Annotated in this window: 19 protein-coding genes and 1 pseudogene; 10 read left to right on the top strand and 10 right to left on the bottom strand. The window is 38.7% G+C overall.

Features of this window, described 5'->3' with window-relative positions; genetic code table 11:
- From H5058_RS10255 to H5058_RS10245, 3 genes are all read left to right on the top strand, one after another.
- Nucleotides 1–3,132 carry an efflux RND transporter permease subunit gene (locus H5058_RS10255; protein ID WP_182677985.1) on the top strand — a complete coding sequence of 1,044 codons (3,132 nt, stop codon included), beginning with the start codon at nt 1–3 and terminating at the stop codon, nt 3,130–3,132.
- A complete protein-coding gene (locus H5058_RS10250; protein ID WP_182677983.1) occupies nt 3,132–4,544 on the top strand; it encodes an efflux transporter outer membrane subunit in 1,413 nt (470 codons plus the stop codon). Before H5058_RS10255 ends, H5058_RS10250 begins: the two co-directional genes overlap by 1 nt.
- A gap of 151 nt (nt 4,545–4,695) precedes the next feature.
- Nucleotides 4,696–5,331: a TetR/AcrR family transcriptional regulator gene (locus tag H5058_RS10245; RefSeq protein ID WP_011329955.1), complete on the top strand. Its 636-nt coding sequence runs from the start codon at nt 4,696–4,698 to the stop codon at nt 5,329–5,331.
- 70 nt (nt 5,332–5,401) lie between these two features.
- Here the strand turns inward: H5058_RS10245 and H5058_RS10240 are convergent.
- Nucleotides 5,402–5,755: pseudogene (locus H5058_RS10240) on the bottom strand (HupE/UreJ family protein); the annotation flags it as partial.
- 309 nt (nt 5,756–6,064) lie between these two features.
- On the opposite strand from H5058_RS10240, the gene H5058_RS10235 reads away from it, so the two are divergent.
- The gene (locus H5058_RS10235) at nt 6,065–7,693 is read left to right on the top strand and encodes a diacylglycerol kinase family protein (protein ID WP_182677981.1); all 1,629 of its coding nucleotides are present in this window, start codon (nt 6,065–6,067) and stop codon (nt 7,691–7,693) included.
- Between the two features lie 42 nt (nt 7,694–7,735).
- Here H5058_RS10235 and H5058_RS10230 read toward each other — a convergent pair whose 3' ends face one another.
- Together H5058_RS10230 and H5058_RS10225 are read right to left on the bottom strand one after the other, a co-directional pair.
- Nucleotides 7,736–8,044 carry a VF530 family DNA-binding protein gene (locus H5058_RS10230; protein ID WP_182677979.1) on the bottom strand — a complete coding sequence of 103 codons (309 nt, stop codon included), beginning with the start codon at nt 8,042–8,044 and terminating at the stop codon, nt 7,736–7,738.
- A gap of 54 nt (nt 8,045–8,098) precedes the next feature.
- Nucleotides 8,099–8,401: a YnjH family protein gene (locus tag H5058_RS10225; RefSeq protein WP_182677977.1), complete on the bottom strand. Its 303-nt coding sequence runs from the start codon at nt 8,399–8,401 to the stop codon at nt 8,099–8,101.
- A 206-nt stretch (nt 8,402–8,607) separates the two neighbouring features.
- Between H5058_RS10225 and H5058_RS10220 the strand changes: the two genes are divergently transcribed.
- The gene (locus H5058_RS10220; RefSeq protein ID WP_011329965.1) at nt 8,608–8,841 is read left to right on the top strand and encodes a TIGR02647 family protein; all 234 of its coding nucleotides are present in this window, start codon (nt 8,608–8,610) and stop codon (nt 8,839–8,841) included.
- A gap of 35 nt (nt 8,842–8,876) precedes the next feature.
- Here the strand turns inward: H5058_RS10220 and maiA are convergent, their stop codons facing one another.
- Entirely contained in the window at nt 8,877–9,509 is a 633-nt protein-coding gene (gene maiA, locus H5058_RS10215; RefSeq protein WP_089369210.1) for a maleylacetoacetate isomerase, read from the bottom strand.
- Between the two features lie 6 nt (nt 9,510–9,515).
- A complete protein-coding gene (hmgA, locus tag H5058_RS10210) occupies nt 9,516–10,817 on the bottom strand; it encodes a homogentisate 1,2-dioxygenase (RefSeq protein WP_182677975.1) in 1,302 nt (433 codons plus the stop codon).
- Nucleotides 10,818–10,983: 166 nt separating this feature from the next.
- On the opposite strand from hmgA, the gene H5058_RS10205 reads away from it, so the two are divergent.
- Nucleotides 10,984–11,415 (top strand): MarR family winged helix-turn-helix transcriptional regulator, encoded by a 432-nt coding sequence (locus H5058_RS10205; protein WP_182677973.1) that lies wholly within the window; start codon nt 10,984–10,986, stop codon nt 11,413–11,415.
- A gap of 53 nt (nt 11,416–11,468) precedes the next feature.
- Here H5058_RS10205 and H5058_RS10200 read toward each other — a convergent pair whose 3' ends face one another.
- Together H5058_RS10200 and H5058_RS10195 are read right to left on the bottom strand one after the other, a co-directional pair.
- Nucleotides 11,469–14,630, bottom strand: coding sequence for a TonB-dependent receptor (locus tag H5058_RS10200; RefSeq protein WP_182677971.1), 3,162 nt, complete (start codon nt 14,628–14,630; stop codon nt 11,469–11,471).
- Nucleotides 14,631–14,864: 234 nt separating this feature from the next.
- Nucleotides 14,865–15,731, bottom strand: coding sequence for a S1/P1 nuclease (locus tag H5058_RS10195; RefSeq protein ID WP_182677969.1), 867 nt, complete (start codon nt 15,729–15,731; stop codon nt 14,865–14,867).
- A gap of 212 nt (nt 15,732–15,943) precedes the next feature.
- Here H5058_RS10195 and H5058_RS10190 point away from each other — a divergent pair, with 212 nt between their 5' ends.
- Nucleotides 15,944–16,834 (top strand): PhnD/SsuA/transferrin family substrate-binding protein, encoded by an 891-nt coding sequence (locus H5058_RS10190; protein ID WP_182677967.1) that lies wholly within the window; start codon nt 15,944–15,946, stop codon nt 16,832–16,834.
- Nucleotides 16,831–17,778 (top strand): hypothetical protein, encoded by a 948-nt coding sequence (locus H5058_RS10185; RefSeq protein WP_182677965.1) that lies wholly within the window; start codon nt 16,831–16,833, stop codon nt 17,776–17,778. Before H5058_RS10190 ends, H5058_RS10185 begins: the two co-directional genes overlap by 4 nt.
- Nucleotides 17,779–17,810: 32 nt before the next feature.
- On the opposite strand, the gene ushA is transcribed toward H5058_RS10185, so the two are convergent.
- Both ushA and H5058_RS10175 read right to left on the bottom strand, forming a co-directional pair.
- Nucleotides 17,811–19,427, bottom strand: coding sequence for a bifunctional UDP-sugar hydrolase/5'-nucleotidase UshA (gene ushA, locus H5058_RS10180; protein ID WP_011329974.1), 1,617 nt, complete (start codon nt 19,425–19,427; stop codon nt 17,811–17,813).
- 82 nt (nt 19,428–19,509) lie between these two features.
- Complete coding sequence (locus tag H5058_RS10175) at nt 19,510–19,689, bottom strand: hypothetical protein (protein WP_041454917.1); 180 nt, start codon at nt 19,687–19,689, stop codon at nt 19,510–19,512.
- Between the two features lie 249 nt (nt 19,690–19,938).
- Here H5058_RS10175 and H5058_RS10170 point away from each other — a divergent pair, with 249 nt between their 5' ends.
- Nucleotides 19,939–20,679: a peptidylprolyl isomerase gene (locus H5058_RS10170; protein ID WP_182677963.1), complete on the top strand. Its 741-nt coding sequence runs from the start codon at nt 19,939–19,941 to the stop codon at nt 20,677–20,679.
- 71 nt (nt 20,680–20,750) lie between these two features.
- On the opposite strand, the gene H5058_RS10165 is transcribed toward H5058_RS10170, so the two are convergent.
- Entirely contained in the window at nt 20,751–21,170 is a 420-nt protein-coding gene (locus H5058_RS10165) for an MAPEG family protein (RefSeq protein WP_086995727.1), read from the bottom strand.
- Between the two features lie 176 nt (nt 21,171–21,346).
- On the opposite strand from H5058_RS10165, the gene H5058_RS10160 reads away from it, so the two are divergent.
- Entirely contained in the window at nt 21,347–24,229 is a 2,883-nt protein-coding gene (locus H5058_RS10160; RefSeq protein WP_182677961.1) for an insulinase family protein, read from the top strand.
- Nucleotides 24,230–24,241 lie beyond the last annotated feature (12 nt).

The following is a 24,241-nucleotide window of genomic DNA, read 5'->3' as shown; positions in this document are numbered from 1 at the left end:
ATGTCACGATATTTTATCGATAAACCGATATTTGCTTGGGTACTCGCTATTATTGTTATGTTAGCGGGTATTTTAGCAGTTAAAAGTTTACCTATTGCACAGTATCCTTCTATTGCACCGCCTGCGATTAGTATTACTGCAAATTACCCAGGTGCATCAGCGCAAACCTTAGAAGACTCTGTAACTCAAGTTATTGAGCAAAAAATGAAAGGGCTAGACGGCTTGTTATATATGTCGTCAACGTCAGAGTCGAGTGGCTCAGCAACGCTTACATTAACGTTTAATGCTGATACAGACCCTGATATTGCTCAGGTTCAAGTACAAAACAAATTAGCAACCGCAACGCCGTTGTTACCAGAGGAAGTACAACGCCAAGGTGTTGTAGTAGCCAAAGCGGCGCGTAACTTTTTATTAGTATTAGGTTTTGTGTCTAAAGATGGCAGCATGACTAATATTGATATTGGTGATTATGTAGCCTCAAACGTGCAAGATATTGTTTCTCGTGTTGATGGTGTAGGTGAAGCGCAGTTATTTGGCTCGCAGTACGCTATGCGTATTTGGTTAGATCCAGCAAAATTACAAAACTTTAAGTTAACGCCAAACGATATTGGCGCGGCAATTACTGCACAAAATGCGCAGGTTTCTGCCGGCCAACTCGGTGGTATGCCTGCGATTGCAGGGCAGCAGTTAAATGCGACAATAACGGCACAAAGCCGTTTGCAAACACCTGATCAGTTTGAAAACATTTTAGTTAAAACCAATAGTGATGGCTCAGTAGTACGACTAAAAGATGTAGCGAGAGTAGAGCTAGGCGGTGAAAACTATGGTGTAGTCGCACGTTTTAATGGAAAACCCGCATCGGGCTTAGGGATAAAACTGGCCAGTGGTGCGAATGCGCTAGATACGGCAAATGGTGTTAAAAAAGCCCTTGAAGAGCTTAAACCGTTTTTCCCTCAGGGCTTAGAAAGTGTTATTCCTTACGACACCACACCATTTGTATCTTTGTCGATAGAAAAAGTAGTACACACGTTAATTGAAGCTGTGATACTTGTGTTTGTTGTAATGTATTTGTTTTTACAAAACTTTCGTGCGACGTTAATTCCGACTATTGCAGTACCTGTTGTATTACTGGGTACGTTTGCAATTTTGTATACCTTTGGTTATTCAATCAATACGTTAACTATGTTTGCTATGGTACTTGCCATTGGCCTGTTGGTTGATGATGCGATTGTTGTAGTAGAAAACGTAGAGCGTTTAATGACTGAAGAAAAACTCTCGGCATTAGATGCAACACGTAAATCAATGGACGAAATTAAAGGCGCATTGGTAGGTATTGCTATGGTGCTGTCGGCAGTATTTATTCCGATGGCGTTTTTTAGTGGCTCTACCGGTGTTATTTACCGTCAGTTCTCTATTACTATTGTGTCGGCAATGGGCTTGTCGGTATTAGTGGCGCTTATTTTAACGCCTGCATTATGTGCAACCTTACTTAAGCCAAGCCATGTACACGATAAAACATCATTTATTGGACGTTTTTTCTCTGGCTTTAACCGTGGTTTTGATAAAACAAACCGCGGTGCACAAGGTATTGTTGGGCGTATGATCAGCCAATCAAAGCGCTACTTACTTATTTATGGTGTGCTTGTGGGTGGTATGGTATATGTGTTTTCAAGCTTACCAACTGCTTTTTTACCAGACGAAGACCAAGGTATATTATTTAACCAAGTAATGTTGCCTGCAGGCTCTACCATTGAGCAAACGTTAGGTGTAGTGGAAAAAGTAGAAAACCATTATTTGAATGATCAAGCCGAAGCGGTAAGTTCTATCTTTACGGTAACAGGCTTTAGTTTTGCCGGTTCTGGGCAAAACTCAGCAATTGGTTTTGTGAGCTTAAAGCATTGGGATGAGCGCCAGCGTGACGACTTATCGGTAAATGCAGTAGCAGGTAAAGGGATGGGGTATTTTTCAACCATAAAAGAAGCGTTTGTATTTGCTTTCCCACCACCGGCAATTGTAGAGCTTGGTACAGCTAATGGCTTTAATATGTTTTTACAAGACCGCGTAGGCTTAGGCCATGACGAGCTATTAAATGCACGTAATATGCTATTGGGTATGGCAAGTAAAAGCCCTGTTTTAGCGGGTGTGCGTCCAAATGGCCAAGAAGACATGCCAGAGCTGCAACTTGATATTGACCTTGCAAAAGCGGAAGCATTGGGCGTTACTCAAACCGATATAAATAGTACTTTGTCTACCTCATGGGGTAGCCGCTATGTCAATGACTTTATTGACCGCGGCCGCGTGAAAAAGGTATACATGCAAGGCGAAGCTGATTCGCGCATGGTGCCAGAGGACTTAAATAAGTGGTACGTGCGTAATAATAATGGCGATATGGTGCCGTTTGCAGCATTTGCTAGTTCGCACTGGTCTTACGGCTCACCACGCTTAGAGCGCTACAATGGTTTTTCTGCGATGGAAATTCAAGGTAGTGCAGCACCTGGCTATAGTACAGGGCAGGCTATGGATGAAATGGAGCGTTTAGTTAAGCAATTGCCAAACGGTATTGCTTCTGAGTGGTCGGGTATATCTTATCAAGAACGCTCAAGTGGTGGGCAAGCGCCTTTACTGTATGGCTTGTCGCTGTTGTTTGTATTTTTATGTTTAGCTGCGTTATACGAAAGTTGGTCAGTACCATTTGCTGTAATGATTATTGTGCCACTGGGTATATTTGGTGCGATTATGGCGGCATTAATTGGTAACTTATCAAACGATATTTACTTACAAGTAGGCTTGTTAACCACCATAGGTTTGGCTTCTAAAAACGCTATATTAATAGTTGAATTTGCTATTCATAAAATGGAAGAAGGCCTGAGCTTAGTGGATGCTGCAATAGCTGCTGTTAAACTGCGTTTACGCCCAGTATTAATGACCTCGCTGGCCTTTATTTGTGGTGTTGTACCTTTGGCTATTGCGTCGAGCGCAGGGTCGGGTGCACAAAATGCGCTGGGTATCTCTATTATTGGTGGTACATTAGCTGCCTCTACCTTAGTGGTGTTATTTGTGCCTTTGTTTTTTGTTTTAGTACGTAAAACATTCTCAAGTAAATCGGCAGTAGCAACGAAGGAGAGCGAATAATGAACTTAAAAACATTAGGTTTAAACGCACTTACTTTAGCTGTATTAACGGGGTGCCAACTTGCCCCAGAGCAACAAGAAATAGCTTTACCTGTGCCTGATGCGTATGCATCGGGTGCAGAGCAAGCGCAAGCTATGCAGCTAAATTGGCAACAGTTTTTTAACGATGAAAAACTGCAAGCGTTAATTGCACAGAGCCTTGAGCATAATAAAGACTTACAAATTGCTGCATTAAATGTGCAGCGCGTGCGTGGCTTATATCAAATAGAAGACTCGGCATTATTTCCATCGCTTGATATAAATGGCTCTGGATCGCGTCAGCGCTTGCCGGGTGATTTATCGAGTACTGGTGAGCCGCGTATTAATTCGCAGTACAGTGCTACCGTAGGTATTACCTCGTATGAGCTTGATATATGGGGCAAGGTGCGCAATCAGTCAGCGCAAGCACTGCAAACCTTATACTCTACGCAGCTGAGCCAATACAGTATGCAAGTGTCGCTTATTGCTGAGCTTGCTAATGCCTGGCTTAACTATGCAACCGACCAGCAGCTATTAGCACTGGCCGAGGAAACCCTAACGTCGCAACAGTCGTCGCTATCACTTACTCAACAAAGTTTTGATTTAGGTGCTGCATCAGCAATTACCCTAGAGCAACTTAAAAGTACGGTTGCTACAGCTAAAGTTGATATAGCAAAGTATAAGCGTTTATTAAAACGCGATAAAAATGCGCTTGATTTACTAGTAGGTAATAGCGTTGCCAGTGATTTACTGCCAAATGCGTCACTTAATCATTTACTCGACTTACCAGAAGTACCAGTTGGTTTACCGTCTGATTTACTCACGCAACGCCCTGATATTAAAGCGGTTGAGCATCAGTTGTTAGCGGCTAATGCAAATATTGGTATTGCGCGTGCTGCGTTTTACCCAAGTATTAGTTTAACCGCTAATGCGGGTACTGCATCAAGCGACTTAAGTGGTTTATTTGATGGTGGCTCGGGTACGTGGAGTTTTGTACCTACTATTAATTTGCCTATTTTTAATATGGGCCGTAACCAAGCTAATTTAGATGTTGCTAAAGCGGCGCAACAAATAGCGCTTACCACCTATCAGCAAAAAATTCAGCAAGCGTTTCGTGAAGTTGCTGACGTACTTGCAGATAGAGAAGGTTATAACGCCCAGCTAAGCGCACTTGAGCAGTTAGTGCAAAGCCGTCAAGCAACCTTTGATATTTCGCAAGCGCGTTACGACAAAGGTGCCGACAGTTACTTGCAAGTTCTTGATTCGCAAAGAACTTGGTACAGTGCCCAACAGCAGTTAATTACGGGTAAGCAGGCATTACTTGCCAGTAAAATTAACTTATACAAAGCAGTTGGCGGCGGCTGGCAAATTACCTCACCAGCGGTGCAAGATTAAGTAGTCTATATGGTCTATAGCTTTTGCTATAGGCCATCACTAGAATGTTAAATTTATAATACTTCTAATTTAACAGCGCTTTATTTGCTGTAACTAAATATTTAGATGCAATTGGTTTTTATGATAGACAGGTTAAATAGTGGAGTTGTAAGTGACCCATAAAAGTAAAAGACATGCAGATCCTGCATTAGTCGAAGCACGGCGCACACAAGTACTAGATGCTGCAGCAGACTGCTTTCGTCGCAAAGGCTATCATGGGGCAGGCATGGCTGAAATTGCAAGAACTGCGGGTATGAGTGCCGGCCATATCTATAACTACTTTGAAAGTAAAGAAGCAATAATAGAGAGTATTATTGAGCAAGATATGCAAGAAATGTTTTCTATATTTCAAGAATTTGAAGAGCAGCCTGGCGATATCCTCACAATACTTTTAGGCAGTTTGCACAAAGGAGTGCAAAGGCATATGGATACCGGGGCGTGTGTAATCGATTTAGACATGATGGCAGAAGCGGCCAGAAACAATAAAGTGGCTACGTTACTACACGAGGCTGATACCCAAGCGCGCGATAGAATGAGACAGTTATTAATTAGCGATAGAAGCTTGTTAAAATCACACTCAGAGCAAGAACTCGATAGCCGTATTAATGTTATTTTTTCGATGATGGCGGGCTTATTTCTTCGAAAAATGCTCTACCCAGAACTCACCGAAGAAACAGTATTAATAGCACTTCGCCCAGCGATGAAAACGCTACTCATGCCTTTTGAAGTGCATGACGAAGTACTGTAAAAAGTACTGTAAAAAGTACTGTAAAAAGCACTATAAAAAGTGCTCAAATTGGTATTAGGGCGGTTACAGGTTAAAACCGCTCGATTGACCATTGTAATGCAATCAGTGCTATAGCAAATGAACCCACCGGCATTAACCATTTCTTATACCACTGATAGCCTCTTATGCTGATTAACACCGGCAATGCTATGAGTAAAATACTGAGCTGACCAATTTCTACCCCTAAGTTAAATGCTACAATACTCAATAGCTGATAATCGCTCGACAGCCCCAACTCACCCAATACACTGGCAAACCCCATGCCGTGCAATAAACCAAATGCAAATGTTACCCAGCCTAAGCGCAATATCAGTGGCCACACATTATTAAGTGCAGCAAAAAGTACTGACAGGGCAATACCTAGCTCTACCCAGCGGCTATTAGGGTATGTGTTTGATAGGGTGCGTTATGGCAAGTTTTTATAAATGCTTCTACAATCCAGCCCAATACAAGTAAACAAAGTGTATTGCTGTTACTTTATACCAGTGTGAACAATTAGCCTACTATAGTGTAAAAACAGCAACGTTTTATAAGTGGACTAAAAAAGGCTTAATAAATAAAAATTAAAATGTTAATTATCAATAATATAACTAACGAGGAGTAAGTAAATGCTGGCGTGAAATTTGCTTTTACAATATTAAGGCATGATTAATAAATATAACAACAACGAGCATATATTATAAAAGGAGAACATATGTGGGCTGCAATTAGTTACTTACTATTGGCATTTATACTCATATTTATTGGCTGGGAAGTTAACTCAATTTACTTTTCGATTGTATTTTATTGGAGTGCATTGTCAGTACTTTTAGTGGGGGGCGCTTATATATTCGATATAGCAAAAGTGTTTAGAAAACGAGAAAACGGCGTTATCCCTTTTTATATTCGCTGGGCGTTTATTCCTTTTTTATTTGGCGCACAATTATACAATGCGTGGGCTCGTAAGCACGATAAAGTGCCGCCTATTCAAAAGATTAATGAACATTTGTTTTTGGCATGTCGATTATTTCCCTCTGACATAGATACACTAAAAGAAAACGGTATTACCGCAATACTCGATGTAACGTGCGAGTTTGACGGTTTAGAGTGGAGCTCTACGCAAGAAAACATTAATTATTTAAACATTCCGGTACTCGATCATAGCGTTCCTACGCATTCGCAGTTAAACCAAGCAATTAATTGGATCCATCATCATGTACAAAAAGATCGCCGTGTGGTGGTGCATTGTGCTTTAGGGCGCGGGCGCTCTGTGTTTGTAATGGCGGCCTACTTGCTTAGCCAAAATAAAGATGCCGATGTGCATCAAATACTGGCACAAATAAAAGAAACTCGCGAGACAGCTAATCTTAATAAACGCCAATTACATCACTTAGCTAAGCGCCATAAAAAAGGTGAGTTAGTAATTAAAAACAAAGCATTTTTGATTGCAAATCCAGTGTCGGGCACAAAAATGTGGCAAGACAAACAACACCTAATTATTGCTAGTTTATCGGCTTATTACGACTTAACCGTATTAACAACCTCAAAAGAAGTTAACGGCGTAGCGCTTGCTAAACAGGCAATAAAAGAGCAGCCAGATATTATTATTGCTTGTGGTGGTGACGGCACAGTGACAGAAGTGGCCAGTGTATTAGTGCACACTAAATGCAGGTTGGGTATTATTCCGCTAGGCACGGCTAACGCATTAGCGCATGTGTTAATGGGCATAAAATCAAAATTTATCCCTGTTGAACAAGCCTGTGATTTAATTATTGATGGGCAAACAAGTTTAATCGACACAGCTTATTGTAACGACGAGCTAATGTTACTACTGGCAGGAATTGGCTTTGAACACTCCATGATTGAAAAAGCCGACCGTGAAGCTAAAAACAAATCTGGGCAACTGGCCTATTTAAATGGTTTTTTACAAGCTTTTGGTGAACAAAAAGCACAAGTATTAACAATAAAGCTTGATGATAACGAACCAACGCAAGTAAGTACCAATAGTTTTATTGTTGCTAATGCCGCACCCTTTACTACTTTGCTAGCTCAAGGTGGCGGGCAGCCTGATCATAGTGACGGGCTTCTTGATGTGAATTGGTTAATACCCAATAAAGAAAATGGCACTACAGTACTGAGTATTGCCGAGCTGATGTTTAGCAGCATTACACAAACACATTTAGCTATTAATTCGCATCATACAAATGCTAAAAGAGTGGAAGTAAGTGCAGAGCAAGAGATTAAATACGTAGTAGATGGAGAGGTGAAAACTTCTAACAAATTAGTTATTACAATCTCACCTGGATCATTAAACGTTATTTGCAAAGAACAGCTAGATAAATAATACACGGCTATAAAACGGCGTTATTACACGCCGTTTTATTATTTATTTTTTCATCGAAGGCCAAACAAAGCCCGATGTATCAGGTGCTCTATCGGAAGTGGGCCTTGGTGCACTTTTGGGTCTACGAATTGGCTTGTTATTTATGGTATGAATATAAAGCGCTTCTACTTTATCTCGTGCCCATGGGGTTTTACGCAAAAATTTTAAGCTCGATTTAATGCTTGGTGCATCAGTAAAGCATTTAATTTTAACCTGTTCACCCAAAGTTCTCCAGCCAAGTCGTTGCTCTAACTCAACAAGTATTTGTTCTAACGTTACCCCATGTAAAGGGTTTTTAGGTTGATTATCCATAGCTACACTACTTATTTAAACTGCGCATAGTGTAACTTAATTCACTCGTAGAGGCTAATTCACTGTAATTGTAGTGGGCTTAGTAGGGTAAATTGCATTGCCTTGTTTATCGAGTTTAAGCCAAATTAGTTGACTGTTGTTATGTTGTACAAATTTAGCCCCGCAAATAAGCGTAAATGAGTGTATTTGTATTAACGCTCCTTCGCTGTAGCGTTTATTGTCGTACCAACAACTTGTGTCGGTATTTACAAACTGATTAGCATCGATAACAGAGTGGGTTTTAATTGTATTAGCATGGCTGAGTAGCGAATAGCTTAAGCAGCTAATATAAAAACATAAGATTAATAAATGGCGCATTTTAGTCTCAAATTGTCGAGGGTTTAAAAATAATACACTAAGCTAAAAAACATGCTAGGGTAAGGTATACACAAACACCATAAAAATGCGTAATTGGGTATTTTATAGCACCTTAACATTAGACAGCTGCTTATAAAAAAGGCGCTTTCTTGATTTGGGTATATTTATATTTAGTAAAACACAGAACAATAAATAGGTGAAAATATATGCAATTTAACCAAACAATGATCGATGAATTTACACTATTAGCTAAATTTCCGCGTGAAAGTAAAATGCAGGGAATTAAACTTCATTCAGACGCAGAGCCTAGCTTGTTAAGCGCCGCACAACGTTTATTTGATAAAGGAATTATAGATAGCCCAGATGGCGGTTATTTAACTGATCTGGGCTTAGAATTAATTGACCATGTAACTGTGGTGCACAGTGCCTTACAAGGCTAATTTTCTGGGTTAATTACCTAGGCTAATTATTTAGACTAGGTTGCATCAGGTTGATTTTGTGGTGCGGCATCAATAAATGCATCGAGCTTATTACAACGCTCATAAATGGCTGCTATTTTAGGATATGCGGCCATATTTACATTAAAACGAATAGCATTAAATACCTGCGGTACTAAGCACACATCGGCAAGGCTTGGTTGCTCACCCACACAAAAAGCGTTATTACGATCAAGTAGATGCTCTACTTTTTCAAACCCTACTTCTACCCAGTGGCGATACCAAGTGTTTTTAGCCTCATCGTCTACCCCTAGTTCGTTACTTAAATACTTGAGTACGCGTAAATTATCTAACGGATGAATGTCGCAGGCTATGGCGTAACTTAAATTACGAATTTGTGCTTTTTGCCACGCGTTACCAAATAATAATGGCGTTGTGTTTGGATGGCTTTCTTCAAGATACTCTAAAATAGCCAGAGATTGCCCAAGCACACCGTCAGCTGTTTCAAGTGCTGGGAGGAAACCTTGTGGATTTTTATCTAAGTAGGCTGCACCTAATTGTTCAGACTTTAGTAAATTAACACCAACCAATTCGTGATCAATGTTTTTTAAGTTAAGCGCAATACGCACCCGGTATGCGGCAGATGAGCGAAAATAACTATAAAGTTTCATGGTTTATTATCCTTGTGATCCAGTAAATTGCTTTTTAATTGTGCGCCAGCAATCAGTGTAGTTAGTTTGGCGCTCTTTGCCCTCAAGAGCGTATTTAGTTGGGGATATGACATAACGTGATTCAAACATAAATGCCAGCGTATTATCATAACGTTGTGGCTCAAGCTGGGCATTAGAGGCTTTGTCGAACACGTCGGCTTCAGGTCCATGTGGCGACATACAATTGTGTAGACTCATACCCCCGGGAACAAAGCCATGCTCTTTAGCATCGTAAACGCCTTCTATTAAGCCCATAAATTCACTCATTATATTGCGATGAAAGTAAGGAGGGCGAAAGGTGTTTTCGGCCACCATCCAACGTGGAGGAAAAATAGCAAAATCAATATTAGCCACGCCTTCAGTACCTGATGGCGATGTAAGTACGGTAAAAATAGAAGGATCTGGGTGATCAAAGCTCACTGTATTCATTACATTAAAACGTGCTAAGTCATATTTATACGGCGCACTGTTACCGGTCCACGCAACTACATCTAGAGGCGAGTGGCCGATATCACAACGAAACATGTTGCCGTTAAATTTAGCCACTAATTCAAACTTACCTTCTATATCTTCAAAAGCAGCAACTGGGTATTGAAAGTCACGATCGTTGGCAAAACCGTTAGAGCCGACCGGGCCACGCTCAGCTAATTCATACTGATGGCCATAGTTTTCACAAATATAACCGCGCGCAGTCGCTGTTAATAGTTGTACCTGAAACTTTATACCACGGGGAATAACCGCTATTTCGCCCGCTTTTATGGTTAAATTACCACACTCAGTTTTGAGCAATAATTCACCTTGCTGCGGTACAAACAACATTTCGCCATCGGCATTATAAAAATAACGTCCGTCCATCGATTTATTAGCAACATAAACATGAATACCAATACCGGTTTGGCCATTTGCACTACCATTAGCGGCCATAGTAATTAAGCCATCAATAAAATCAGTTGGTTGCTGCGGAATATCGATAGGGTCCCAGCGTAGCATAGTTGGTGGAGTTACTACTTCGGTAATAGGCGCAGTGCGAATTAAGCCATTATCCATTGCGATATAATCGCCTTGAATAACAGAGGGACGAATACGGTACAGCCAACTACGACGGTTTTGTGCACGCGGCGCAGTAAACGCGGTTGTACTAAATTGCTCTGCATATAAATCGTACTTTACTTTTTGCGGACTAAATTGTCCGATAGGCAATGCACCAGGCAAAGCTTCGGTTTCAAACTCATTACCAAAACCAGTCATGTATTTTAATTCGGTAGCCATTAGTAACTCCTGTGAGAGTGGGGTAGTTTAATCTTGTTATTATTTAGGTTAAGATACTCTCAAGTGAGACTAATTTCAAATTGCGTAAGTTAATTCACTGTAAATAATAATGAACAGTCATTTCCAGTTGAATTAAAACGCAGGCCCAACAAGTGATGCCACAACGATGAAGATCAATTTAGATACGTTTTTACCTTATCAATTAACCAATATAGCTACGCTTGTGAGTAACGACTTTGCCAAAGTGTATAAACGTGAATTTGGCTTAAATATTCCGCAGTGGCGCATACTCGCTAACTTAGCGCAATATGGGCAAAGCACAGCTAAACAATTATGCACGCAAGCTGATATGGATAAATCAACGGTATCGAGAGCGGTAAAAGCATTGATTGAAAAGCAATTGATCAGCAGTAAAACCAATCAACAAGATAAACGCGCAGCGTTACTTATGCTAAATGAACAGGGGAAACAGTTGTATGCTGATATTGCAACTCAAGCACTTGAGTGGGAGCAGCAATTTCTAAGCGAACTGAGTTGTGATGAGTACCTTACTCTCATGCGCTGCTTCGATAAGTTAACCATTAAACTACAGCAATAAAAAAAGCCCAGCTAAAGTAGCTGGGCTTTAATATATACTAACCAATGGTTAGGTTAGAACGTGTAACGAACACCAAGCTTAATTTTATAAGTTGAATCTTCAGCTTCAAATGTATAGTCATCATTGATTGGTTTACCGATAATGTACTGCCCAGTATCTTTATCGATATCCATTTCAATTACATTGCGAGTGCCAAAATCTTGGCGATATACTTTACCTTTAGACGAATCGATTAAATTTAAAAGGTTATCTACAATAAAGTAAAATTCACCGCGGTGGCCTTTAGAAAACCCTGGTACTTCTTGAGCGACGTATAAGTCCATCGTTGTTACCCAAGGTGATTGACTTTGACTTCTATCTACAAAACCTCCAGCATAACCAGAAAGTCCTAACTGTTCAAAATGCGCTAGTACTTCTTCTTCAGTTGCGCCATTTTCATATCGTACATTAGGATCATTAGCGGTAGGAACATATGCTAAATAGTTACCACCATAGGTATTACCACCTGATGGCTGAATAAGATCTTGGTCAAAGAATCTGCCACCGGTTAAGTTTCTTAGGTTTGCTAAGTGACTATAAGCAGAGCCAGAACGACGTTCTAAGAATAGGTTAAAGCTTGTTTTATAATCTTCAATAAATTCTGTAGAGTAGCCTAAGTTAAGTACAAACCTGTGCTCAGTCTCATAACTTGAAGTACCAATTTGAGTTTGTTGGTGATCACCAAAATGGCCATAACGATAGTTACTTCTTGCAGTTGAAGATCCACCAGGGTTACCTTCAGTAACGTCTTGATAAGTATATGAAGCATCAAACTTGAAGCCATTTAAGTATGATTTTGAAATGCCTGTACTTAAAATAATAGAGCGCCCATCTTTATCAGCATTTTTCAGCATGATTTCAAGCTCTCTAGTATCATAGAAAGGCAGTTGACCATCAATGGTCGAGCCTACAACATCACCTTCTTGCAGGAGTGCTGCATTAACCCACTCAGCAGTGTTCTCTTTCTTTGTATAAATAGCTGTTGATGTCCAAGCAAAGCCATTACCAAGGTATGGAATATCGAGTGTTACATCAGAATTCAACATATATGTCCACTGAGATGGTATGTCAAAATTAGGGTCAATAAAATTCGATGGTGAACCACTTGTACCACTATTAATTGCATCAATAGCTTCTGGTGTTGGTGTTGTTAGAGCATTGGTAGGAAGCGTAACATTTCTATCGGAGTAGCTTTGAGAACTGATACCATCATTAGAGTATGAGTTTGAAATCCAAACATTAGGATTGCCGCCAGCATATCGGCCTGCGCTACCACGTATTGTGACATCATCAGTAGCTCTATAAGTAAAACCCAGACGCGGTAATAATATATCTACACCATCAAGATTATTAGTATTGCTATACCCTGTTCTATCAAAAACATCTTGGTTAAATGTTGGTTTATCATCAGAGCCTAAGCGTTCATAACGTAAGCCTGCTGTTAGCGTTAAGTCATCGCTATAGTCCCAAGTGTCATTAATATATAAAGCGATATCTTTTCTTGTAAACTCAGCAGCTACAGCTAGTGGATCGTTTCCTACACCATTTGCATAGTTATATGTTGATGCGATTCTGTTCTGAAAATCGTCTAGGCTATCGAAGGCAATAACCCCTTTTGATTGAGGTAAGTATTGATTTTCAATATCTAACACATCATATTTAATACCAAATTCGAAGGTGTGTTCTTCAAATAAATAGGTACCATCAAATTTAATAGTTAAAAGGTCGTTTTCTAATGAATTTGAATGACGCGACTCATCAGAACCAAATGCAATAGATCCTTCTTCACCATCGCCATCAACATCAAGGTTTCGGATTGTGATATCACTAAGGCCTAGCTCACTATTTAAAGAAACTTGGCCTGTTTCTACAGACTTTTTAGTAATGCTAACTTGAGTAGTGAATTCATTAGTCCAGTCAGAATATAAGGTTGTACTAAAGTTGTTTAGCTTTTCAAATTTATTATACCAATGCGTATCAAGCTTTAATTCTCTACTACTACTTGTCATGTTGCGAGTATTATTACCTTCACTATGCATATAAACCAAATTAGCACGGTGGTTGTCATTTATATTCCAATCAATTTTTGCAATGTATTTTTCATCTTCTAGTTCAGGTTGAGTGTCAGTATTACCAATGTTATCGACACCATAAACTTCTTTTGCAATTTTCCTTACTGCTTCTAAATCGCTACTAGTTACAGTTGTTTTATTAGTACCAACATTACTTCCCGCTACGCCATATTCTAATTGTTGTGGTGATTCAAATTTTTCATATGCGCCGAAGAAAAATAATTTATCTTCGATTAATGGGGCTCCGAATGAAAAACCATAGTTTTTTTCTTCAAAATCCAGTTCTAGCTCTTCACCATCTGAATTTTTGGGAGTGCCAGCCCAATCACTACTTAATTTTTCATAAAAAACCTTACCATGTAATTCATTAGTACCTGACTTAAATACAGCGTCAACATTACCACCTGTGAAGCCACTAGACTTGGCATTAACAGGAGCAACTGACACTGAAACCTGATCTAAAGCATCTAATGGGAAAGGGTTACGTTGAGTTGGGTAACCATTATTATTAAGGCCAAAATCATCATTTAACGGTATACCATCTACCGTAATTGAGTTAGTACGTGGGTTTGAACCTGCAATAGTCATTGAGCTTTCACTGCCAGGCTGTACAACAACTAAAGGATTGTTTCTTACAATATCTTTAATGTCACGACCAATACTTGGTACTGATTGAATAGCATCTTCACCAAAGTATGAATCATTAGCAGATGAATTAAATAAAACAGCCGTACCAGTTACAACAATTGATTCTATCTCATTGCTGGCCAGTTGTTGATCTAAACGTCTAGTTTCACCTAGAGAAAGGTATACATCATTAATTTCAACGTCGCGGTAAACATCAGAATCTATTGTGATTTTATATGGGCCACCTACCCGAAGGCCTGCGGCATTAAACGTACCAGTATCATTTGTAGTTACAACACGTTTTGTACCGGTTGGCTCATGCACAATTATTAACTTAGTATTGATAGCGGGTGCGCCGTTAGGACCTGATATTTGCCCTTTCACTGATGATGTCGTGTTTGCCATTGCTGCGCCACTAACACCAACACATGCAGCGATAGCAAGTGAGAGTGCTGTTTTACGAAGTTGAATTTTCATGTTTATTCCCGTGTAGTTAAATTAAACTGTTTATATTTTGTTGACGTAATGTTATGCGACTAAAATATTATCAAGTCGCATAATGCTTTTATAGCTAATATACCTAAATATATTAGCTATAAAATATGGTTAACTTTTAAGGCTTGTTTACTTGCTTAAAGTCTAATAGCAAGTAGCCCTTATAAAAGTGGTATTATATAACGCTTGCTAGGCGTTCGGTACTTTAACGCTTATTTAATATATTGCTTTTGCGTTAGTTTGCATCTTAAGTACACTGACTAACGGTGTTGCTGATTCATCAAATAAACTATTTAATAAACCGGCGAGTCTTATTCCGCTTTGTTGCAGTCGAGTTTTAATTATTGGCATATGGTTAAAAATGTAACTATAGCTAATATCTGTTTCATTTTTATTATAGATTGATTCTGCTAAGTTGTTTGATTCTACTAGCCAACTAGTAGGGGTACTGGTTAGGTACTCACTAATTAAAGTTTGATTATTAGTATTGATAAAGTCAGCAAATTCAGTATATGAGAGGTTTTCGCCTTCAATTAACTTACTGTCCCACAAACTGTGTAGGTTGGTTTCTTGACCAAAATATTGCACCTTTATACGGTTACCGCCGCGGTCATCTGCACGCCCAGCATGAAAAGGCTGATGGCTGTCGCCTACCAGATGCACTAAAAAGCGTAAACTAAACTGCTTAGCATCTAATGAACTTTGCTCGTTTTGAAGTACTTTAATTGAGTAATGAATGCCTTCAAGGATGTTGGTAACAGATTCTTTATTTTTTGTATGAGAATGATTGAGTGAAATAGGTTTGTTTGCAGATGTATTTATATAATGCCAGCGTGATGATTTTCTTTGCCAAAAATCACCAGGAGCAGAGCGCATTTCATCTGGCCAAGTAGAAACTTGTGCTAAAGATTCATTATTTAATAACGGCAAAAGTTTTGTTTTTGTTGTTTCACTAAGGTGAGACTCTGCAATTTTAGCTATGATCCTGTGTCCATTTTGACCCCATGCATGAGCATTAGTACAAACAAGTACAGCGCTGACGACCAGCGTTGCTTTAACTGAGGACATTAAGTTGTTACGCATTTGGTTTCCTTCAAATTATTATAGGGTCAAAATCACTAATCCGGTCAATTGTCCTTGTTTATTTGGAATATAGAAAGGTGTTAAGAGCATTCATATTAACTAGTAGGTAAATTAATTAAATCAGCTACTTATAGTTAATAGGTAAAATTACTTATTGCAATAAGTAATTAAAATTGTTCAAATAGGCTAATAATAATATTAGGATGTTTTGTTTGAACATTAAATACGTCATTTATAATAAAATGCTGTTAATTGTATTTTTATATTTGTTAATTGTTTTGGTGTGGGTGTGTGGTCAACTAAGTGTTGATAGCAGTGAGTTACGCTTTGCAAAATTAATAGAAACATCAATTGAATGCCAAACATCTGCAATTAAAAATGAAAACCAGTTAATCATCTTCGCGCCATCAAAAAAAATAGCAGGTACATTAGCACATAGCTTATGTACAGATGATGTGGTAGCTAAGCAGTACGGGGCGGTTGTAAGTTACTGGCGCTATAACACGACGGAAAGCTTTGAATTTGTAGGAAAAGGCATTGCCGATCTCATTTTAACTAAAAACAATATTATGGATGCATTTAAAGCCGAGACTACCTATAGCTACCAGCCTGTAGTTGGGTTTTCTGATTACACTGCATTTTTTATTTCGGCTAAAGAAAAACCTAAAATAACAAAAGAATACTTTTTGGGTAAGCGCATTGGATTATTAGATTATCCAACCAGTCGCTCAGGGCATATATTGCCTAAGCAAGTATTTAAAGAGTTGGATATTAACCTCGAAAACTTAAATATTGTTTATGCTAGCTCTCACGATGCCTTACGTGATTTATTGGCTAACGGAAAAGTAGATATTATAGCTTCATTTTGGCAAGAAAGTGATGCAAAACGCTTTTCAAAAAACTATATTACACCGCTAAAAAATAATATTTCAGGCACGCGGTGGTATTTAAAAATGCCACATAATAATACCGATCTATTATGCTCGGTACAGGCGCATTTATTAGCCATGTCGCAAGAGCAATCTCTTCATTACTATAAAGGTGCGCAGTCATTTTGGCAGTGTGATAATGACGTTGTAACTTATAAGCGAGATGAAATATGAGTAAGCAGTTATTTTCATTTATTACGCTATTCATTTTTTTATTACTTTGTAGCGTATTTTATTACTCAGTAAGCTATAAACAACAGCAAGTGCAAAAGCTTAATATAGCCACGATAGAAAAGCAGATAGCGCTGGACTTACCTTTACTCGAGCTATCTAATGAACTGCTTAAGTACTCCAGTAATATAGATAATATAAATAGTTATTTAGAGCAGTTAAATTCGCAACTAATCGGCACTAATTTGTTATTGTTAAATATTGTCGCTGATAAAAAGCTATCAACCACATTAACCGGAGCGCAGTTTTTTACGCGTTTAACGACTAGTATTGGCCCTGTTTTTTTAGTTTTTGATATAAAACCACAGCCATGGCCGTGGCGTTATATTTATTATTATGTCGCTATTTTTATGTTAAGTGCTTTTGTTAGCCACTGGCTGAAAACGGTTATTACAATAGAGCAAAAAAGTAAGCAGTTAGCTACGCTGCAGCCTGAACCTGTTGAGGAAAGTAAATCACCCGTGTTAGTTATTAATCTAAATACTAAAACGGTGTCAGTTAATATTAATCCGCAATACCAAGTATGTTTAGCAAATAAACCACTTAGTTTTTATTTAGCGCTTATTGAATTTTGTAACAGTAATAGCGATGTTGTGCTCAGCCATAATAAAGATGTGCCTGATGAGCTAATTGAATTAGCTAATAAATATTTTTATCGATTAGTAGAGCTGGGACACACGATCCGCAAGCGCCCTAACTTTAATAATAGCCTTGAAAAAACATTGAGCGAAATACGCGCGGCGTTAGATGAAGTGTTGAGTGAATACCCGCAACAAAAAGAAATTTTTTATCCGCCTAAGGCATTTGGAGAGGGTTCTCGTTCGCGGCTACACAGTTACGGGTTAGTTAATATTGCTAAAGGCGATGTAGAAATAGTAGGCAAGTAATATACTCGTTCCTACTATCTCCAAAAAATAGATTATTTAGGGGCAAACTGGGCCGCATCTATCGGGCTGTGCTCTGCAAAAAAACGCTTTAATGCGTTAGAGTCTGTTTCATCAGTAACTACAAAACCTTTTGCTGTGGTTAGTGCAGGGTAGCCATCACCACCTGAGGCGTTAAAGTTATTAATGCTCATACGGTAAGTTTTACTTTTATCTAATGCTTGCCCATTTATTAATACCTTTACTAAGGTGTTGTTTTTATGCTCAAACGATAATTTGTGGTACTGCATGTAAGCGCCTGAATCAGGCGGGAAACGCGTTACAACTTCTAAATATTGCCATAAATCTTCTCCTGCAATATCGATATAAGCCACTCGATTTTGAAACGGTTGGGCTTTTAAAATATCTTTATAACTTACTTCGCCTGCAGCAATACTGTCGCGTACACCGCCGCCACTCATAATGCCAAAGTCAGCATCGGTACTGTTCATTTGCGCTTGAATAATCACGCGAGCTAAATTTGTTTGTTGGTAGCGTACTTTATTGCGATCGCCCTCAAGTCTGGCATTTACATAACCAATTTTACCTTCAATTTGTTTAGCGCCTTTTTCCTGATACTCGGCTAAAAATGCGTTTAACTGTGGATTAGGCGTAATGTACTCGTTAGCTAATACACTAGAAGTTGTGCCATCCGCGTGTTGTTTATCAACATATAAATTAACGGGTAGCAGTTTATAATTTAAGAGGGTTAGCTGGCCATTTTCAAGTTTAAATTCGGCTTTACCAACATATTTACCCCATTCGTGGGCTTGCATTATCCAAGTGCCATTTTGTTGATCGGGCGTGCAGGCTAGGCCGGGTTTAAAGTTATCGTCATTTACGTTTTTAGCCGCCATACATACAGGCTCTTGAGAGTGACCACCGATGATCATATCTAAGGTGTTAGTTGGCAGTGAGCGCGCAAGTGTTACATCTCCAGGCGCATTAATTGCGTGGCTGGCATCCACATAATGCCCCATATGAGTGAGCGCAATAGTAATGTCGGGGTTATATTGTGCTTTAATTTTTTGTGCTAATTGTGCCGTGATTTCGATTGGATCTTTAAACTCTAATTGGCGAATATATTCGGGATTACCTATTTTGGCTGTATCAGTGGTGGTTAAACCTATAACAGCAATACTCAGCCCATTTTTATTAAATACTTTATAGCTATCAAATACATTTTTACCGGTCGATTTTTCAAATATATTTGCCGATAAAAAAGGAAAGTTAGCCCATTGCTGTTGCTTTTTAAGCACGCTCATCGGGTTATCAAATTCATGATTTCCAAGGGCCATTGCATCATAGCCAATTAACGACATGCCTTTAAAGTCAGGTTCAGCGTATTGTAAATCTGACTCTGGAATGCCGGTATTTATATCGCCACCAGAAAGCAGCAGTACTGCATGTCCCTGCGCGATTGCTTTATTGCGTAGCGAGTCAATCAGGGTTTTACGGGCAGCCATGCCATACTCACCTTTTTCATTGTGCCAAAAGCGACCATGATTATCGTTAGTATGCAGTACGGTTAAATATTGTGGGGTGGGGCTAGTGAGTGTAGTACTACACCCAAGTACACTAAAAGCAATGACAAACAAAAAAATTATGCGCATAAAACACCTATTGATTAAAAGCACTTACGTTTATTGGCGCATAGTTTAACTAGTTTGCTACAAAAACACACTTTTACATTCTTTAATCACACTTTAATTTTTTAGTAGCAGCTAACTCTCTGCGTTTTAGCTCTTCGCTGGCATATCTGGCTTTTTGATGATTAATACCTACCATCCAGATTAAAAAACTAGCGGGTAAGCGTGTGTAGGGCTCTCCCTTATGTAAACCAAAATCACAAATTTGGTTGTTTTTTTCTGACATTACAATTCTCCATTTACGAATTTGCAGAGGAATCATAACAAAAATAAAACAATTTATAAGTGCATTTTCATTAAACAGCGTTTTTACAAGGACAAGCTCAGTAGGAAGGTGATGAAATGTAATTAAGTTGTAACCGACTTGGTTTGAATTGTATCAGGGGCTATTTTGCAGTCGATTTTTAGTCTTACTCGCATTACTCTAAGTATCACTAAACTTTACACTTAAATAAAATAATAATAGGGAAAAACGATGAAAAAGCTTTTATTAGCCTCGTTACTTAGCGCAGTAAGCTTTGCCAGTTCAGCAACCATTGTAGAAGTAAGTACCAGCCAAGGTGTTATTAAAATTAATTTATTTGATCAACAAACACCAAAAACTGTAGAAAACTTTATGAGTTATTTAGATGATGCAGCGTATAACCAAACAGTGATTCATCGCTCAGTCAAAGATTTCATAATCCAAGGTGGCGGTTTTACCTACTCAGATGATTTTGATCGAATTACAACCAAGCCAGCAGTCATTAACGAACCTATTTACTCTAATGTTAAAGGCACGATTGCCATGGCTAAACTAGGTGGAAACCCAAACAGTGCAACTAGCCAGTGGTTTTTTAACTTAAAAGATAATAGTGCCAACTTGGATGTGCAAAACAGTGGTTTTACTGTGTTTGGACAGATTACGGATGATAGCCAAGCGACTTTAGATAAAATAGCTGCTTTAGTACATTGTGGTGAAATACCGGTAGTTGGTATCACTACAGAGCAGTGCTTAAAAAGTGATGTAACCATTAGTAATGCTAATTTAGTGACTATTCAAAGCGTATTAGTTATAGATGACGATCCTAATTCAGCGCAAAACCTTACACCGGCTAAAAACACATTAATTAGCCAAGTAGTGCCACCTTCGCAAAAAGAAGATTCAAGCGGTAGTATGGCTTGGTTACTAGGGGCTTTATTATTAGTGTTACCACGTTTAGAACGCGCTAAATAACAAATACTCAAAATAAAGAAACCCCGCTATGGGTGTTAAATAGCGGGGTTTTTAGTTGTTTAATGTAAGAGTTAAAACAGTAATACCCGCCAAATTATTACCAGCCATAACGCAAATACACTACCACAGCCTATTAAGAATAGATTAAAGCGTATTCTTATTTTATTACTGCCTAAGTGAACAACGCTATGTAAAATACGCGAAATCACAAATAGCCAAGCTAAAACAGCCACCAAAATGCTTGCACTATTGAGTTGCATTGCAAGTAAGCACCCAGCATAAAACAACACGGGTATTTCAAATTGATTGGTAAAGTTTCTATCAGCAACACGCACATTGTCACCTGCATTATCTAAACGCATAGTGGCAAAGTCGGTTAAATTTATGTGTTTATTTTTAGCTGCGGCAAAACGTCTTTTACCCATAATAATCATTACAATGAGTGAGAGTAAAACTTGGGCGAACATAGCTAAAATGATCAACTTTTCCATGGTTTTTCCTTATTATTATTTGAATTAGTTGCAGTATGCAGGTGTTTTTCACAATGTGTTACACAATTAACGGATAAATTGTGGCAAAACATTAATCTAAAATGTTAATTTAGGCTGTAAATAGCTTTTTAAATAAGCGTAGATCGCAGTTGCGACATACTTTTAATGGAAATAAAATGAAAAAAATTATTGGCTTTAGTGCCATTGCACTTGCTGTACTAAGCGGTTGTTCAAATACATCATCTGTATCTCAGGCACCTCAAACTGTTTTATTATCAGACTCGCTGGTTGTAAGCCCTAATGATAATCGCGAATATAAAACGCTTAAATTAGCTAACGACATTGAAGTTATTTTAGTATCAGACCCCAGTGCTGAAAAATCAGCCGCGGCATTAAGTGTTGGAGTGGGTTTATTACATGACCCAATGAGCCAACAAGGCATGGCCCATTATTTAGAGCATATGCTGTTTTTAGGCACAGAGCGCTACCCAGATACTAAAGGGTACTCTGACTTTATGACCAAAAATGGTGGCGCACACAACGCCTATACTTGGCTCGATATTACCAACTATATGTTTAAAATTAACAACGATGCGTTTGATGAAGGGTTAGACCGTTTTGCTGACTTTTTTAAAGCCCCTAAGTTATACCCTGAATACACAGACAAAGAAAAAAATGCAGTAAATGCAGAGTGGTCAATGCGCCGCGAAATGGACTTTTTTGGGCAGTTTAAACTAGCGCGTAAAATGATGGGTGAACACCCAGCTAACCGTTTTTTAATTGGCAACCTAGAAACCTTAGGTGACAAAGAAGGCAGCTCATTACACAAAGAAACAGTTGATTTTTATAATAAATACTACTCTTCAAATATTATGAAAGTAGCGCTTATCTCTAATTTGCCAATTGCGGCAATGGAGCAAAAAGCACAAAAATACTTTGCTGATATTAAAAATAAAAACATCGAAAAACCAACAGTAACCGCCAAGCTTAACTTTGATAATGCCGGTGGTAAGCGCGTGTTCTATGCCCCTAATGAAGATGTAAAACAGCTACAACTTGATTTTACCATTAGCAATAACAATAACGAATTTGCACTCAAGCCTAATCGCTTTGTGGCCTACTTATTAAGTAATGAAATGCCTGGCAGTCCAGCGCAAATATTACGTGATAAGGGGTGGGTATCGCAATTGTCAGCATCGGCAGCGCCAACCCACTATGGCAACTACGGGTCGTTAAACGTTAACGTAGAGCTTACAGATACAGGTATGCAAAATCGTGAAACGATAGTGGCGACTATAATGCAGTATATTGAATTGATTAAAAAAGAGGGCGTTGATAGTAAATACTTTAACGAAATTCGTACCTCGTTAAATAATCAATTTAAGTTTTTAGAAAAAGGCGATGAGTTTAACTACGTAAGTACATTGACTCAAAGCATGCAAGATTATCCATTAAATCATGCCATTAATGCGCCTTATTATTACGCTAAGTTTGATGCAGACTCAGTAAATAAAGTGCTTAAACAATTAAATGCCGACACTTTACGCATTTGGTATGTATCGCAGCAAGAAGAAACCGACTCACAGCTACACTTTTACGACGGTAAATACCGCATTAGTGACATAAGCGAGCAGGAAGTTGCAAGCTGGAACAAAAAAAGCCAGTTTAATTTAGCGCTCCCTAGCGTAAATAACTTACTGCCAGAAAATTTTGCTATTAAAACCCAAACATTTAAACAGCAAAAATCCCCAGAGCTTGCTTATGATAAAAATGGCGTGAAAATATGGCGTCAGGCAAGTCAAAAATTTGCCGAGCAACCAAAGGGACTTGTTGAAGTTTATATAAATACTCAGCCGGGGCTAAACGATGTAAAAGCGGAGGTTTTATACTCTGTTTGGGCCGATCTGTACAACATACAGCAAAGCCAACTAAGCACTGAGGCTGCTATTGCAGGTATGAGCGTAAACCTTGCACCAAGTAATGGTTTAGTTTTGTCTATGAGTGGCTTTACAGATAAGCAAAATGTACTGCTTAAACAAGCATTAAGTGGGTTAAACAGTGATATTAGTGGGCAAGCATTTAACCAAGCTGTAGATCGTTTTAAACGTAATTTACTTAACCAGCAAAAACAATTTCCTTACGCGCAAGCATTTGCTGAATATACAAAATTAAGCCGTACCGGTAGCTTTGATACTGATACTTTAATTAGCACAGCCAACACTTTAACTTTAGCTGATTTTAATGCTTTAAAACAAAACACCTTTGCTAATAACGATTTACGCGTATTTAGTTATGGTAACTATAACCAGCAAGACATAGCAGCAATAGCATCCGAGCTGAGTGTTATTTTGCCAAGTAACTATAAACACACTGAGTTTGCGCGCAGTAAAGCATGGTTACCACAACCAGGTGAAACCATAGTGTTACAAAAAGATATAGATGTAGCCGATGTAGCTGTGGTTGATATGACAGTTCATCCAACACCGGGTTACAAACAAAAAGCACAAGCTGCCGTGCTACAAGGGCATTTTAGAACCATTGCATTTGATAAAATGCGTACCGAGGAGCAACTTGCGTATGCCGTTGGTGCGTTAGCTCGCCCCATAGAGGATTACTCAGCGATTGGTTTGTTTATTCAAACACCAGTAAAAGGGCCAAAAGAAATACAAACGCGTTTTGATCTGTTTAAAAAAGAGTATGCAGTTGAGCTCGACAACATGAGTGAGGAGACGTTTGCACAGCTTAAAAATGCCACGTTAGTATCGCTTAAAGAGCAACCTAAAAACTTAAGTGACGAAATGAGCCCACTATTAAATGATTGGTATCGTGAAAACTTTAATTTTGATTCAAAGCAACAGCTAATAAATGAAGTTGAGAAAGTAACGCTTAGCGATATTAAAGACTATTACCAACAAACAATGCTTAACCCTAATGCGGCACGTTTAAATGTGCAATTACGCGGGACTAAGTTTATAGAAAGTGACTTCGCCGATTTACCAAATCAAACAAAAATCACCACGCTAGATGCCTATTACAATGGTATTAAACTACAAAAATAAGCTTTATTTATA

The organism is Pseudoalteromonas sp. SR45-4, assembly GCF_014163535.1.
GTDB lineage: Bacteria > Pseudomonadota > Gammaproteobacteria > Enterobacterales > Alteromonadaceae > Pseudoalteromonas > Pseudoalteromonas nigrifaciens.
This window is presented reverse-complemented; position numbering and strand designations above follow the sequence as displayed.